Source organism: Actinomadura sediminis (assembly GCF_042675525.1).
Lineage (GTDB): Bacteria > Actinomycetota > Actinomycetes > Streptosporangiales > Streptosporangiaceae > Spirillospora > Spirillospora sediminis.
In genome coordinates, this window is sequence record NZ_JBHTJA010000001.1 from 261,342 (window position 1) to 274,645 (window position 13,304).

Annotated in this window: 15 protein-coding genes; 9 read left to right on the top strand and 6 right to left on the bottom strand. The window is 72.5% G+C overall.

Going from position 1 to position 13,304, the window contains the following annotated elements; translation table 11 throughout:
• The first annotated feature begins 189 nt into the window (after nucleotides 1–189).
• The 5 genes from dnaK to clpB all read left to right on the top strand — a co-directional run bounded on the left by dnaK (nucleotide 190) and on the right by clpB (nucleotide 7,095).
• Nucleotides 190–2,046: a molecular chaperone DnaK gene (dnaK, locus tag ACFQ11_RS01245; protein ID WP_378295815.1), complete on the top strand. Its 1,857-nt coding sequence runs from the start codon at nucleotides 190–192 to the stop codon at nucleotides 2,044–2,046.
• The gene (gene grpE, locus ACFQ11_RS01250) at nucleotides 2,040–2,744 is read left to right on the top strand and encodes a nucleotide exchange factor GrpE (RefSeq protein ID WP_378295907.1); all 705 of its coding nucleotides are present in this window, start codon (nucleotides 2,040–2,042) and stop codon (nucleotides 2,742–2,744) included. Before dnaK ends, grpE begins: the two co-directional genes overlap by 7 nt.
• A 101-nt stretch (nucleotides 2,745–2,845) precedes the next feature.
• On the top strand, nucleotides 2,846–4,018 hold the full coding sequence (dnaJ, locus tag ACFQ11_RS01255) for a molecular chaperone DnaJ (RefSeq protein WP_378295816.1): 1,173 nt from the start codon (nucleotides 2,846–2,848) through the stop codon (nucleotides 4,016–4,018).
• A 2-nt stretch (nucleotides 4,019–4,020) separates the two neighbouring features.
• Complete coding sequence (locus ACFQ11_RS01260) at nucleotides 4,021–4,464, top strand: heat shock protein transcriptional repressor HspR (RefSeq protein WP_378295817.1); 444 nt, start codon at nucleotides 4,021–4,023, stop codon at nucleotides 4,462–4,464.
• Nucleotides 4,465–4,497: 33 nt separating this feature from the next.
• Nucleotides 4,498–7,095: an ATP-dependent chaperone ClpB gene (gene clpB, locus ACFQ11_RS01265; protein WP_378295818.1), complete on the top strand. Its 2,598-nt coding sequence runs from the start codon at nucleotides 4,498–4,500 to the stop codon at nucleotides 7,093–7,095.
• A gap of 3 nt (nucleotides 7,096–7,098) precedes the next feature.
• Here clpB and ACFQ11_RS01270 read toward each other — a convergent pair whose 3' ends face one another.
• From ACFQ11_RS01270 to ACFQ11_RS01295, 6 genes are all read right to left on the bottom strand, one after another.
• Entirely contained in the window at nucleotides 7,099–7,470 is a 372-nt protein-coding gene (locus ACFQ11_RS01270) for a hypothetical protein (RefSeq protein WP_378295819.1), read from the bottom strand.
• 37 nt (nucleotides 7,471–7,507) lie between these two features.
• Nucleotides 7,508–7,894 carry a roadblock/LC7 domain-containing protein gene (locus tag ACFQ11_RS01275; RefSeq protein WP_378295820.1) on the bottom strand — a complete coding sequence of 129 codons (387 nt, stop codon included), beginning with the start codon at nucleotides 7,892–7,894 and terminating at the stop codon, nucleotides 7,508–7,510.
• On the bottom strand, nucleotides 7,891–8,571 hold the full coding sequence (locus ACFQ11_RS01280; RefSeq protein WP_378295821.1) for a hypothetical protein: 681 nt from the start codon (nucleotides 8,569–8,571) through the stop codon (nucleotides 7,891–7,893). Before ACFQ11_RS01280 ends, ACFQ11_RS01275 begins: the two co-directional genes overlap by 4 nt.
• The gene (locus ACFQ11_RS01285; protein ID WP_378295822.1) at nucleotides 8,568–8,945 is read right to left on the bottom strand and encodes a roadblock/LC7 domain-containing protein; all 378 of its coding nucleotides are present in this window, start codon (nucleotides 8,943–8,945) and stop codon (nucleotides 8,568–8,570) included. The genes ACFQ11_RS01280 and ACFQ11_RS01285 overlap by 4 nt, the downstream gene beginning before the upstream one ends.
• Nucleotides 8,946–9,177: 232 nt before the next feature.
• On the bottom strand, nucleotides 9,178–9,909 hold the full coding sequence (locus ACFQ11_RS01290; RefSeq protein WP_378295823.1) for a phosphotransferase: 732 nt from the start codon (nucleotides 9,907–9,909) through the stop codon (nucleotides 9,178–9,180).
• On the bottom strand, nucleotides 9,909–10,595 hold the full coding sequence (locus ACFQ11_RS01295; protein WP_378295909.1) for a cellulose binding domain-containing protein: 687 nt from the start codon (nucleotides 10,593–10,595) through the stop codon (nucleotides 9,909–9,911). Before ACFQ11_RS01295 ends, ACFQ11_RS01290 begins: the two co-directional genes overlap by 1 nt.
• Nucleotides 10,596–10,704: 109 nt before the next feature.
• Between ACFQ11_RS01295 and ACFQ11_RS01300 the strand changes: the two genes are divergently transcribed.
• The 4 genes from ACFQ11_RS01300 (at nucleotide 10,705) to ACFQ11_RS01315 (ending at nucleotide 13,223) form a co-directional block, all read left to right on the top strand.
• Nucleotides 10,705–11,166 carry a GNAT family N-acetyltransferase gene (locus tag ACFQ11_RS01300; protein WP_378295824.1) on the top strand — a complete coding sequence of 154 codons (462 nt, stop codon included), beginning with the start codon at nucleotides 10,705–10,707 and terminating at the stop codon, nucleotides 11,164–11,166.
• Nucleotides 11,163–11,318 carry a hypothetical protein gene (locus tag ACFQ11_RS01305; protein ID WP_378295825.1) on the top strand — a complete coding sequence of 52 codons (156 nt, stop codon included), beginning with the start codon at nucleotides 11,163–11,165 and terminating at the stop codon, nucleotides 11,316–11,318. The genes ACFQ11_RS01300 and ACFQ11_RS01305 overlap by 4 nt, the downstream gene beginning before the upstream one ends.
• Before the next feature lie 115 nt (nucleotides 11,319–11,433).
• On the top strand, nucleotides 11,434–12,030 hold the full coding sequence (locus tag ACFQ11_RS01310; protein WP_378295826.1) for a PadR family transcriptional regulator: 597 nt from the start codon (nucleotides 11,434–11,436) through the stop codon (nucleotides 12,028–12,030).
• On the top strand, nucleotides 12,027–13,223 hold the full coding sequence (locus ACFQ11_RS01315; protein ID WP_378295827.1) for an FAD-dependent monooxygenase: 1,197 nt from the start codon (nucleotides 12,027–12,029) through the stop codon (nucleotides 13,221–13,223). The genes ACFQ11_RS01310 and ACFQ11_RS01315 overlap by 4 nt, the downstream gene beginning before the upstream one ends.
• Nucleotides 13,224–13,304 lie beyond the last annotated feature (81 nt).

Consider the following 13,304-nt stretch of genomic DNA (forward strand, 5'->3'; position numbering starts at 1 on the left):
ACGCGGCTCATACGTCCTGTTGTAGAGGGCGTCAGCAAAGTTGAGTCGGGGCGACTCAAGTGATTTGACAACATGGAGCCGCCCGGGCAACCTTGCGAATTGGAGACCCAACCGGCCGCACCCTGCCGCTCGACGAGCGGGAAGCGACCGGGTGCGACAACACCGGACGAACGACGGAGGACGAGAAACATGGCACGTGCGGTCGGCATCGACCTCGGGACGACCAACTCGGTCGTCGCGATCCTGGAGGGCGGCGAGCCCACCGTCATCGCCAACGCGGAGGGGTCGCGGACCACCCCGTCCGTCGTCGCCTTCGCCAAGAACGGCGAGGTCCTGGTCGGCGAGGTCGCCAAGCGCCAGGCGGTGACCAACGTCGACCGGACGATCCGGTCGGTCAAGCGCGAGATGGGCACCGACTGGAAGACCAAGATCGACGACAAGGACTTCAACCCGCAGCAGATCAGCGCGTTCGTGCTGCAGAAGCTCAAGCGGGACGCCGAGGCGTACCTGGGCGAGTCCGTCACGGACGCCGTCATCACCGTCCCGGCGTACTTCTCCGACCACCAGCGGCAGGCCACCAAGGAGGCCGGCCAGATCGCGGGCCTGAACGTCCTGCGGATCATCAACGAGCCGACGTCCGCGGCGCTGGCCTACCACCTGGAGAAGGAGAACGAGGCCACCATCCTCGTGTTCGACCTCGGCGGCGGCACGTTCGACGTGTCCCTGCTGGAGGTCGGCGACGGCGTCGTCGAGGTCAAGGCCACCAGCGGTGACAACCACCTCGGCGGCGACGACTGGGACCAGGCGATCGTCGACTGGCTGGTCGAGAAGTTCAAGAACGCCAACGGCGTCGACCTGTCCAAGGACAAGATGGCGCTGCAGCGGCTCCGCGAGGCCGCGGAGAAGGCGAAGATCGAGCTGTCCGGCTCGTCCGAGACGCAGATCAACCTGCCCTACATCACCGCCTCGGCGGAGGGCCCGCTGCACCTGGACGAGAAGCTCACCCGGGCCGAGTTCCAGCGGATGACCTCCGACCTGCTCGACCGCACCAAGGCGCCGTTCAACTCGGTGCTGAAGGACGCGAACATCACGGTGAGCGACATCGACCAGGTCGTCCTGGTCGGCGGCTCCACCCGGATGCCCGCGGTGTCGGACCTGGTCAAGGAGCTGACCGGCAAGGAGCCGAACAAGGGCGTCAACCCCGACGAGGTCGTCGCGATCGGCGCCAGCCTGCAGGCGGGCGTGCTGAAGGGCGAGGTGAAGGACGTCCTGCTGCTGGACGTCACCCCGCTGAGCCTCGGCATCGAGACCAAGGGCGGCATCTTCACCAAGATCATCGAGCGGAACACGACGATCCCGACCAAGCGCTCGGAGACGTTCACGACCGCCGACGACAACCAGCCGTCCGTGGAGATCCAGGTCTACCAGGGCGAGCGCGAGATCGCCGCGTACAACAAGAAGCTCGGCACCTTCCAGCTCACCGGCCTGCCGCCGGCGCCGCGGGGCGTCCCGCAGATCGAGGTCACCTTCGACATCGACGCGAACGGCATCGTGAACGTCAGCGCGAAGGACCAGGGCACCGGCAAGGAGCAGTCGATGGTCATCACGGGCGGCAGCGCGCTGCCCAAGGACGACATCGAGCAGATGGTCCGCGACGCCGAGCAGTACGCCGAGGAGGACCGCCGGCGCAAGGAGGAGGCCGAGGTCCGCAACCAGGCCGACACCCTCGCCTACTCGACCGAGAAGTTCCTGCGGGAGAACGACGAGAAGGTCCCCGCGGAGCTGAAGACCGAGGTCGAGGAGGCCGTCGCCGAGGTCAAGAAGGCGCTCGAGGGCACCGACGTCGACGCCATCAAGGGCTCGACGGAGAAGCTCGCGCAGGTCAGCCAGAAGATGGGCGCCGCGATGTACGCGCAGAACCCCGAGGGCGCGCAGGCGGGCGCGGAGGACGCCGGCCCGACGGCCGACGCCCAGGGCGGCCAGGACGACGAGGTCGTCGACGCCGAGATCATCGACGACGACAAGCCGAAGGGTGACGCATCGTGAGCACCTCCCCCGACGAGGGCGAGGAGAAGGAGGGCCCGGTGATCCGCGACAAGCGGCGCATCGACCCCGAGACGGGGGAAGTCCGCACCCCGCCGTCCGGAGCGCGGGCGGGCGAGAAGGAAGAGCCCGCCGCCACGGCGGCGCCCGCCGCGGACGCGTCCGGCGGCGACGGGGAGGCCGCGGCGCTGAAGGAGCAGCTCGCCGAGCGGCTGGCCGACCTCCAGCGCCTCAAGGCCGAGTACGACAACTACCGCAAGCGCGTCGAGCGCGACCGGGTCGCGGTCCGCGAGCAGGCGCTCGGGCAGGTCCTGCAGGAGCTGCTGCCGGTCCTGGACGACATCGGCCGCGCCCGCGACCACGACGAGCTGACCGGCGGGTTCAAGTCCGTCGGTGAGGCCCTCGAGGCGGTCACCGGCAAGCTCGGGCTGGAGAAGTACGGGGAGAAGGGCGAGGCCTTCGACCCGACGGTGCACGAGGCGCTCATGCACTCCTACTCGGCGGACGTCACCGAGACGAGCGTCGCGGACGTCCTGCAGCCCGGGTACCGGATCGGCGAGCGGATCCTGCGCGCGGCGCGGGTCGCGGTGGCCGAGCCCGACCCGAACGCGGGCGGCGCGGCGGCCGCCGAGGACGGTGCGGCCGGCGAGGCCGCCGAGTCCGCGGACGAGCCGGACGGCTCCGGCAAGTCCGACGAGTGACGCACGGACGGCTCGTCCCGTCCCCGCGGGGGGCGGGACGAGCCGGACGCCGGGCGGCAGACTGGACGTAGGCAAGTGGGCATAGCAGAGAGCGGGGCGCCGTGAGCACCAAGGACTACCTGGAGAAGGACTACTACAAGGTCCTCGGTGTCTCGAAGACCGCGTCGCAGGAGGAGATCAAGAAGTCCTACCGGAAGCTGGCCCGCAAGTACCACCCGGACGCCAACAAGGGGGACGCCGACGCGGAGGACCGCTTCAAGGAGGTCTCCGAGGCCTACGACGTCCTCTCCGACGAGAAGCGCCGCAAGGAGTACGACTCCGTGCGGTCCATGCCGGGCGGGTTCCGCGGGCAGCAGGGCGGGGGCTTCCCCTTCGACCTGGGAGACATCTTCGGGCAGACCGGGGGCGCCGGGACGCAGACCGGCGGGGCCGGGGAGCGCATCGGCGATCTGTTCGGCGGGCTGTTCAACCGGGGCGGCGGCGGCACCCGCACGACCGGGACCCGGCGGGCCCGGCGCGGCGCCGACGTCGAGACGGACGTGACGCTGACGTTCGGCCGCGCGATGAACGGCGTGACCGTCCCGATCAAGCTGACGAGCGAGGCGGCGTGCGGGAGCTGCCGCGGCACGGGCGCGAAGGCGGGGACCGTCCCGCGGGTGTGCCCGAGCTGCGAGGGGACCGGGCACGAGACCCGCAACCTCGGCAGCTTCGGGTTCCAGGAGCCGTGCCGGGAGTGCCGGGGTCGCGGCCTCGTCGTGGACGACCCGTGCCCGACCTGCCACGGCAGCGGACGCGCCACCGGGACGCGGACGATCCAGGCGCGCGTCCCCGCGGGCGTCGCCGACGGGCAGAAGATCCGGCTGAAGGGCAAGGGGGCGCCGGGCGAGCACGGCGGCCCGAACGGCGACCTGTACGTGAACATCAAGGTGAAGCCGCACGCGGTGTTCGGCCGCAGCGGCGACAACCTGACGCTGTCGGTGCCGGTGACGTTCCCGGAGGCGGCGCTCGGCGGCGAGATCCGGGTGCCGACGTTCCAGGGGCAGCCGGTGACGCTGCGGCTGCCCGAGGGCACCCCGAACGGGCGCACGTTCCGCGTCCGGGGCCGCGGCGCGACCCGGCGGGACGGCACCAAGGGCGACCTGCTCGTCACGGTGGACGTGCAGGTCCCGGCGAAGCTGGACGATCAGACGCGTGAGGCCCTGGCCCGGCTGCGGGAGGCCGGCGGCGGCGACGAGCTGCGCGCCGACCTGCTCAAGCAGGCCAGACAGGAGTGACCATGGATCCGTTCGGTGACGACACTCCGGTCTATGTCATCTCCGTGGCGGCGCAGCTGTCCGGCCTGCACCCGCAGACGCTGCGCACCTACGACCGGATGGGGCTGGTGTCCCCGGGCCGGACGGCGGGCCGGGGCCGCCGCTACTCGATGCGCGACATCGTGCTGCTCCGGGAGATCCAGCGGCTCTCCCAGGAGGAGGGCATCAACCTGTCGGGCATCAAGCACATCCTGGAGCTGCAGCGCGACAACGCGCGGCTCCGCGAGGAGCTCGCCAAGGCGCACGCCGCCCTGGACGAGCTGGCGAACGAACTCGAATCGACGCGGGCGGTCGCGGCGCGGCTGGCGCAGCAGCGGCGGCACGGCGACCCGGGCGCGCCCGGGTCCGACCTGGTGCCGATCCGGCGCACCAGCGTCGTGGTGTGGCAGCAGCGCGACCCGGACTAGTGGCTTCGTGAGGGGACGCAGGGGGAGCGGATCATGGAAGACAAGCTGACGCAGAAGAGCCAGGAGGCCGTGTCGGTCGCGATCCGCCGGGCGGCCGCCGAGGGGAACCCCGAGGTGCAGCCGCAGCACCTGCTGGTGGCGCTGATCTCGCTGCAGGACGGCACGGCGGTGCCGCTGCTCGAGGCCGTCGGGGCCGACTGGCAGGCGATCCGGCGGCGCGCCGAGGAGCAGCTCGCCGCGCAGCCGAAGGCCGCCGGTTCGACCGTCTCGGCGCCGCGGCTGTCGGCGCAGCTTCACCGCGCGATCACGACGGCGGGCGCGCGCGCACGGCAGCTCGAGGACGAGTACGTCTCGACCGAGCACCTCCTCGTGGGGCTCGCGGCGGACGGCGGCCCGGCCGCCGGGCTGCTGAAGGAGGCGGGCGCGACGCCGGAGGCGCTGCTCGACGCGTTCGGGCAGGTGCGCGGGCACGCCCGCGTCACCAGCGAGAACCCCGAGGGCACCTACCAGTCGCTGGAGAAGTACGGCGTCGACCTGACCGCCGCCGCGCGGGACGGACGCCTCGACCCGGTGATCGGGCGGGACGCGGAGATCCGCCGGGTCGTCCAGGTCCTGTCGCGGCGCACGAAGAACAACCCGGTGCTGATCGGCGAACCGGGCGTCGGCAAGACCGCCGTCGTCGAGGGACTCGCGCAGCGGATCGTCGCCGGGGACGTCCCCGAGTCGCTGCGCGGCAAGACCCTCGTCTCCCTGGACCTCGGCGCGATGGTCGCGGGCGCGAAGTACCGCGGCGAGTTCGAGGAGCGGCTGAAGGCCGTCCTGCACGAGATCAAGGAGTCGGAGGGGCGGATCGTCACGTTCATCGACGAGCTGCACACCGTCGTCGGGGCGGGCGCCGCCGAGGGCGCGATGGACGCCGGCAACATGCTGAAGCCGATGCTGGCGCGCGGCGAGCTGCGCATGATCGGCGCGACGACGCTGGACGAGTACCGCGAGCGCATCGAGAAGGACGCGGCGCTCGAACGCCGCTTCCAGCAGGTGCTCGTCGGGGAGCCGTCCGTCGAGGACAGCGTCGCGATCCTGCGCGGGCTGAAGGGCCGGTACGAGGCGCACCACAAGGTGCAGATCAACGACTCGGCGCTCGTCGCGGCCGCGACGCTGTCGGACCGGTACATCACGTCCCGGTACCTGCCGGACAAGGCGATCGACCTCGTGGACGAGGCCGCGTCCCGGCTCCGCATGGAGATCGACTCCCGTCCCGTCGAGATCGACGAGCTCCAGCGCGCCGTCGACCGGCTGCGGATGGAGGAGCTGAACCTGTCGAAGGAGACCGACGAGGCGTCCCGGCAGCGGCTCGCCCGGCTCCGCAAGGACCTCGCCGACAAGCAGGAGCAGCTGTCCGGCCTGAACGCCCGCTGGGAGCGGGAGAAGGCCGGGCTGAACCGGGTCGGCGAGATCAAGGAGCGCATCGACCAGCTCCGCGGCGAGGCCGAGCGGGCGCAGCGCGACGGCGACCTGGAGACGTCCTCCCGGCTGACCTACGGCGAGATCCCCGAGCTGGAGAAGCAGCTCGAGGAGGCTTCCGAGGCCGCCGACAGCACCGGCGCGATGGTCAAGGAGGAGGTCGGGCCGGACGACGTCGCCGACGTCGTCGCGTCCTGGACCGGCATCCCCGCCGGGCGCCTCCTCGAGGGCGAGACCGCCAAGCTGCTCCGCATGGAGGACGAGCTGGGCCGCCGCCTGATCGGGCAGACCGCGGCCGTCCGCACCGTGTCGGACGCCGTGCGGCGCGCCCGCGCGGGCATCAGCGACCCCGACCGTCCGACCGGGTCGTTCCTGTTCCTCGGCCCGACCGGTGTCGGCAAGACCGAGCTGGCGAAGGCGCTCGCGGAGTTCCTGTTCGACGACGAGCGCGCCATCACCCGCATCGACATGAGCGAGTACGGCGAGAAGCACAGCGTCGCGCGGCTCGTCGGCGCCCCGCCCGGATACGTCGGGTACGAGGAGGGCGGGCAGCTCACCGAGGCCGTCCGCCGCCGCCCCTACTCGGCCGTCCTGCTGGACGAGGTCGAGAAGGCCCACCCGGAGGTGTTCGACGTCCTCCTGCAGGTGCTGGACGACGGGCGGCTGACGGACGGGCAGGGCCGCACGGTCGACTTCCGCAACACGATCCTGATCCTGACCTCGAACATCGGGTCGCAGTTCCTCGTCGACCCGACGCTCGAGAACGGCGCGAAGCGCGAGGCCGTCTGGAACGCCGTCCGGAACTCGTTCAAGCCCGAGTTCCTCAACCGGCTCGACGACGTCATCCTGTTCGACGCCCTCTCGACGGCCGAGCTGACCCGGATCGTGGACCTGCAGGTCGACAAGCTCGCCGAGCGGCTCGCCGAGCGGCAGCTCACGCTGACGGTGACGGACGCGGCCCGCGAGTGGCTCGCGCTGACCGGCTACGACCCGCTGTACGGGGCGCGGCCGCTGCGCCGGCTCGTCCAGACGGCGATCGGCGACCAGCTCGCCCGCGAGCTGCTGGCGGGCGACGTCCGCGACGGCGACGAGGTCGTGGTGGACCTGGACGAGGCCGCCGACCGGCTCACCGTGGAGCCCGCGCGGGGGCTGACGCTCACGAAGTAGTCGTCAGATCTCGAGGTTCTGCTCGATGTCCTTGAGCCGGTGCCGGGCCAGCGCCAGGTTGGCCCGGCTCCGGTCGAGGACCATGTACATGAACAGGCCCTTGCCCTTGCGGCCCGTCACCGGCCGGATGATGTGGTACTGCGAGGAGATGCTGATGAGGATGTCCTCGATCTCCTCCTGGATGCCGAGCTGCTCCATCGTGCGCAGCTTCGCCCGCACCACCTCGGTGTTGCCCGCCGCCGCGACCGTCAGGTCGAAGGTGTTGGAGCTGCCGAGGTGGCCGAGCGCCATCCCGCTGCCGTAGTCGACCACCGCGACGCCGAGCGCCCCGTCGATCGCCATCATGTCCTTGAGGGCCAGGTCCAGATTGGGCATGTGCTTCCCTTTCCATTCGGGTTCTCTGGGGTCGGGTTCATCTCTTGGCTGCGGCGAGGAGGGCCGCGACGGCACGCGCCACCGGACGCGCCTCCAGATGGAGCCGGCCGACATTGACGTCCCCTTCCGCGAGCACCGTCAGCGACGCGGCGGGCCCGGCCGCGTACGTCACCACGTAGCCGGCGCCGCGCACGACGACCTCCTGGAATCCGCCGCCGTGCGCCGTCTCGCCGACCCGGTTCGCCAGCCCGAGCTGCGACGCCGTCACCGCCGCCATGGACGACGGTTCGATCGACGGCGGCAGGTCGTGCGCGATCAGCAGCCCGTCCACGGACGCGACGAGGCTCCCGGTGAGCCCCGGGACCCGCCGCAGCCCGAGCAGTTCGGCCTGCACCTCCGCCTCCAGCACTCCGGCTCCCGTCACAGCTCGACCAGCGCGGCGCGGAGCCGCTCCAGCAGTTGGTGGTCGGCGGGCGCCCAGCCGTCCCGGGGCGTCCCGCCGTCGAACAGTCCCGTGAACGGCTCGCGCGGCGGCTCGCGCGGCGGCTCGGCGGCCGCGCCGGGCCGGACGGCCCGCACCAGGGACGCCGCCGCGAGTCCCCGCACGGACAGCAGGCACCCGAACACCGTTCGTCCGAGGTCGCGGGCGAGTTCCGCGGGGGTGTGCCGGCCGTCGGCGTTGAGCAGGATCTCCGCCTGCAGCCCGGTCAGGAACACCCGCTGCCTGCGCACCCGCCGGACCGGGACGACCGGTGCCGCGTCCACGTCCGCCGAGGGCCACTCGGCGTCCAGCAGGTCCCGCCTGCGGCGCAGTTCGCAGGCGAGCGTCGCCGCGGTCACCGGGTGGGCCGAGCCCCGCGAAACCGGCCCCTCCGTGAACCGCGGCGCCTCCTCGACCCCGAGCAGGTAGCACGCGGCGTCGAACAGCGCGATCGGCTCCGCCCACCGCCCCGCCGTGTACCGGCACTCGGCGTGGACGACCGCGCCCTCGGCGACCTCGAACGATCCAATGTCGCCGACGCGCAGGACGCCGGTGCGTCCGTCCCGTTCCAGCCCGCACAGGGCGCGCAGCACCTCGCCCGCTCCGCTCGGCGCCGTCACCGGACCGCCATTTCCCGCACGAGCCCCTGCATCCGCAGGCGCGCCAGGGCCAGATTCCCCTTTTCGCGGTCGATCACCAAATGGACGAACAGGTGCCCGTCGAGGTCGGGTCCGGTGAGCGCGAGGAGGTGATAGCCGCCGGCCCCGCACACGATGATCTCCTCGACGTCGTCGCCGTCCGGGGTGGCGCTGAGCGCCGCCGTGCCGAGCACCGAACGGACCACGTCGGTGGCCCCGGCGGCGTCCTCGTGCCGGTCGACGCGGTCGTCCCGGCCGGCCGAGGCCACCGCCAGCCCGCTCGCGCAGTCCACCAGGGTCACCCGCTGCGCCCCGGGGATCGCCATCATCCGCGCAAGGCAGTCATCGATGCGCAAGGCCCATTCCCCCACGAATGAGAGTTGCAGGAGACTGCACCTTACCCACAAGTCGCCGCACGGTAGGCACAAAACCTCAAATAGCGATCAAGGGCGTGAAGCAGGATATAAATACCACCCAGTATCGAAACCGTTCAGGCCCCTTGACCGCCAATTCGGCCCCTTTGACAGAGACCGAAAACCTGGCCGTATCCCGACCCACCGCGCCCGCACCGGCCCGGCCGGTCGCCGGTCAGAGCAGCGACGCGAGGCGGGCGGCCTGGCGGGTCCCGACGTCCGGGCGGTCGCGGACGCGCAGCAGCCAGTAGAGCGCGAACAGGCGGCGGCACTCGCGCAACCGCGCGGCCTCCGGCCGGGACAGGGCGACCGCGTCGAGCAGCAGGACGCCCGTCCCGTCCGCCGACACGTGCTCGACGACCTCGGCGAGTTCGTAGGCGAGGTCGCTGCGGCCCGCGTACTCGAAGTCGACGAGCCGCACGGACGCGCCGTCCCACAGGAAGTTCGCCACGTTGCCGTCGCCGGTGCCGAACACCGGGGCCGTCGGGCGGACGATCGCCGCCTCGACGTCCGGGCGCGCGATCCACGCGCACGCGGCGTCGAGGAGTGCGTCGTGCCCCGGCGGAACCGTCGCGCACCACTCGCGGACCTGCGCGAGCAGCACCGCCGGGGCGCCCGCGCGGGCGGGGAGGGCGCCGCACGGGACGGCGTGCAGCGCCGCGAGCGCGCGGGCGGCGGCCTCGACGGTGCCGGGCGTGAACGCCTCGAGGGACGTGCCGGGCAACCGGGACATCACGACCGTGGGCGGGGTGCCGTGCGGGTCGGTGCGGAGGGGGGCGGGGGCGAGGCCGGTTCCGCGCAGGAGCCGCAGGGCGCGCCATTCGCGCCGCGGCTGGTCGTGGTCGACGGCGCGGTAGCGCTTCACCACGATGTCGGAGAGCTCGACGTCGTGGGTGGCGCGCGGCATCAGCAGCGCCGCCCGTCAAGGGCGCAGTGGTCGGGGGGCGACGCCCTCCCCTGGCCCTGGAACGTCACGGTGGCGCTGCCGCCGGGCGGGAGCACGCCGACCCGCGCGACGACGGCCCCGCCGGACCACGAGTGCGGAGCGCCCCACGTGGACACGATCTCCACGCCGCGGCCGTAGCCGAACACGAGGGTCCCCGCGTCCACGGAACGGCCGCCGTGGTTGGCGACGGTGACGGCACCGATGAAGTTCGTCCCCCAGTCGCCCTGGGTGGTGAAGCGGACCCGCGGGCGCGAGTCCCCGCGGTCGTCGTCGTCCCGCCGGCCGCGATCGCCGCGCCCGCGCTCGCGGTCGCCGTCCGGCGTCGCGGACGCCCGCGCGGTCGGCGTCGTCGTGGGCGTGCGGGAGGGGGTGGGAGAGGGCACGGAGTCGGAGGCGGCCGGGGCGGGGGGCCGCTGCGACGGGCTGGACGGCTCGGGCGGCGCGGCCACGGTGCAGTGCGGCGCGCACCCGGCGGCGCGGGGCTCGGGTGCGGGCTCGTTGAGCAGCGCCCAGCCCACGAGCGAGGCGCCGGCCAGGACGAACGCGGCGACGGCGGCGGTCAGCAGGCGTCCGCGCGCCGGCGGCGGCTTCTCCGGCGAACGGTGCCGCCCGGGCGCGCGCCCCGGACCGTCCCGCCGCTCCATCATGATCTCCACCGCATGACTCGCGATCCAACCAGAAAGACCCGATTCACGCGAGAAACTCTCACTTCCGTCCCGGTACCGTGGCGGCGAACGGATCACTTGGGGGAGCGGGATGCGCATCGTCGTCGACGATCTCACCGGGCCGGAGATCGCCGAGTTCCTGGAGGGGCACGTCCGGGAAATGCGGGCGATCACGCCTCCGGACAGCAAGCACGCACTCGATATAGAAGCGCTGCGTCAACCCGGCGTCACTTTCTGGTCGGTACTGGACGCGCAGGTCATCGTGGGGTGCGGCGCGCTGGCGCGGCTGGACGACGGGCACGCGGAACTGAAGTCGATGCGAACCGCGTCCGCCCGGAAACGCAGCGGAGTCGCGTCGCTGCTGCTGTCGCACATCATCGGCGAGGCCGCACGGATGGGATTCACCCGAGTGAGTCTGGAGACGGGCTCGGCTCCCTTCTTCGCGCCCGCGAGAAAGCTTTACGAGAAGTTCGGGTTCGACTACTGCGAGCCATTCGGGAACTACCGCATCGACCCCCACAGCGTCTTCATGACGAGGACGCTCGGAGCTTGACCTTCGAGCCGGGTCGAAGGTCGGGCGTCGGCGCCATGATGCGCTTCTCGCGCCTCGCCGACGCCGAACGGCGCGCGGCGGACGCGCGCGACTTCGTCGTCCTCCTCCGGGCCGCGCTCGGCCGTTCGTCCAGGGAGTCCTCGCCGTATTGACCGCCCGCACCTGAGCGGCCCGCGCGGGAGGCGGGCGGCCAGGTACGGCCATATGGTTGATACTGACTAATTAGGAGCTGATAATCAGGATCGACTATAGGAGGGAGGCACGCCCGTGGAGAAGAAACGGAAGGTGGGCAATCCGCTGGCACTGGCGGTGCTCGCCTGGCTGATGCTGGAGCCGATGCACCCCTACGAGCTGGGCCGGCGGCTCGAGGAGAGCGAGCAGGACCGCAGCGTCAAGTACAACCGCGGTTCGCTCTACATGGTCGTGAAGCAGCTCGCGAAGGCCGGGTTCATCGTCGAGCACGAGACCGTCCGCGACACGCAGCGTCCCGAGCGGACCGTGTACGCGCTGACCGACGCCGGGCGCGCCGAACTGTACGACTGGCTCGGCGAGCTGGTGGCCCGGCCGCGGCAGGAGTACCCGCACTTCGGGGTGGCGTTGTCGCTGCTGGGCGTGCTGTCCCCGGAGCGGGCCGTGGAGCTGCTGGACGCCCGGTCGGACGCGCTGGCCGCGGAGCTCGTGGAGACCCGCGACCGCGTCCGCGTCGCGTCCGGCAAGGGCGTCGGGTGGGTGTTCCTGGTCGAGGAGCGCTACCGGATCGCCATGCTGGAGGCCGAGCACCGCTTCGTCGGCGAGCTGATGGAGGCGCTGCGGGAGCCGGAGTACGTCCGCGCCTGGCGGGAGACGTTCGGGGGCCGGTCATGACGGCGGCGCGGACGGCGCTGGTGGTCGGCGGGGGCATCGCCGGTCCGGTCACCGCGATGGCGCTGCGGAAGGCCGGGATCGAGGCCGCGGTGTACGAGGCGTACGCGAGCACGGCCGACGGCGTCGGCGTCACGCTGACCGTCGCGCCGAACGGGCTGCACGCGCTGGGCATCGTGGGCGCGGACGAGCGGGTGCGCGGCATCGGGCAGCCGCTGGTGCGCGCGGAGATGCGGGACGGGCGCGGCGGGCGGATCGGGGAGATGCCGGGGCCCGCGGGACTGCCGCCGAGCCTGGGCCTGTGGCGGGACGAGCTGTGCCGGGTGCTGCACGAGACGGCCGCCGCGCAGGGTGTGGACGTCCGGTACGGGAAGCGGCTCGTCGGGGTGGAGGAGCACCCGGACGGGGTGGTCGCGCGGTTCGCGGACGGCACGACGGCCGAGGCGGACGTGCTGGTGGGCGCGGACGGGATCCGTTCGACGGTCCGCACGCTGATCGATCCGGACGCGCCGGAGCCGGTGGCCGCGCCGCTGCTGAACTTCGGCGCGGCCGCGGACGTCGCGGTGCCGGCGCGGCGCGATTCGTCGTACTTCGTGTTCGGCGGGCGCGGGTTCTTCGGGTACTGGGTGCAGCCGGACGACCGTACGGCGTGGTTCGCGAACCTGCCGCACGACCGGCCGATGCCGGCGGCGGAGGCGCGGGCGGTGCCGCGGGCGGAGTGGCTGGCGCGGCTGCGGGAGGCGTACGCCGACGACGAGCCCGCCCGGGACGTCCTGGCCCGCACGGACGCGGAGGCGCTGGTGGTGCTGGGGTCGCTGGAGAGCATGCCGAAGGTGCCGAGGTGGCATCGGGGCCGGATGGTGCTGGTGGGCGACGCCGCGCACGCGCCGTCGTCGAGCTCGGGGCAGGGGGCGTCGCTGGCGGTGGAGAGCGCGGTGCAGCTCGCCCGCTGCCTGCGCGACCTGCCCGATCCGGCGGCGGCGTTCGCGGCCTACGAGCGGCTGCGGCGGGCGCGGGTGGAGCGGGTCATCGATCGCGGGAACCGGACGAACGGCAGCAAGACGGTCGGTCCGGTGGGGCGGACGATGATGAGGCTGCTGATGCCGGTCATGACCCGGACGTTCCTGTCCCCGGAGCGGACGCTCGGTCCGGAGCAGCGGTACACGATCGACTGGGACGCCCGCGTCGCCGTGTGACACCGGTCGCCGCCGGTTTTGTCGTCGTTCGTCGGGGCAGACCGCCGGACGAACGTCGCTCTACGCGCAGCGGCAGGAAGG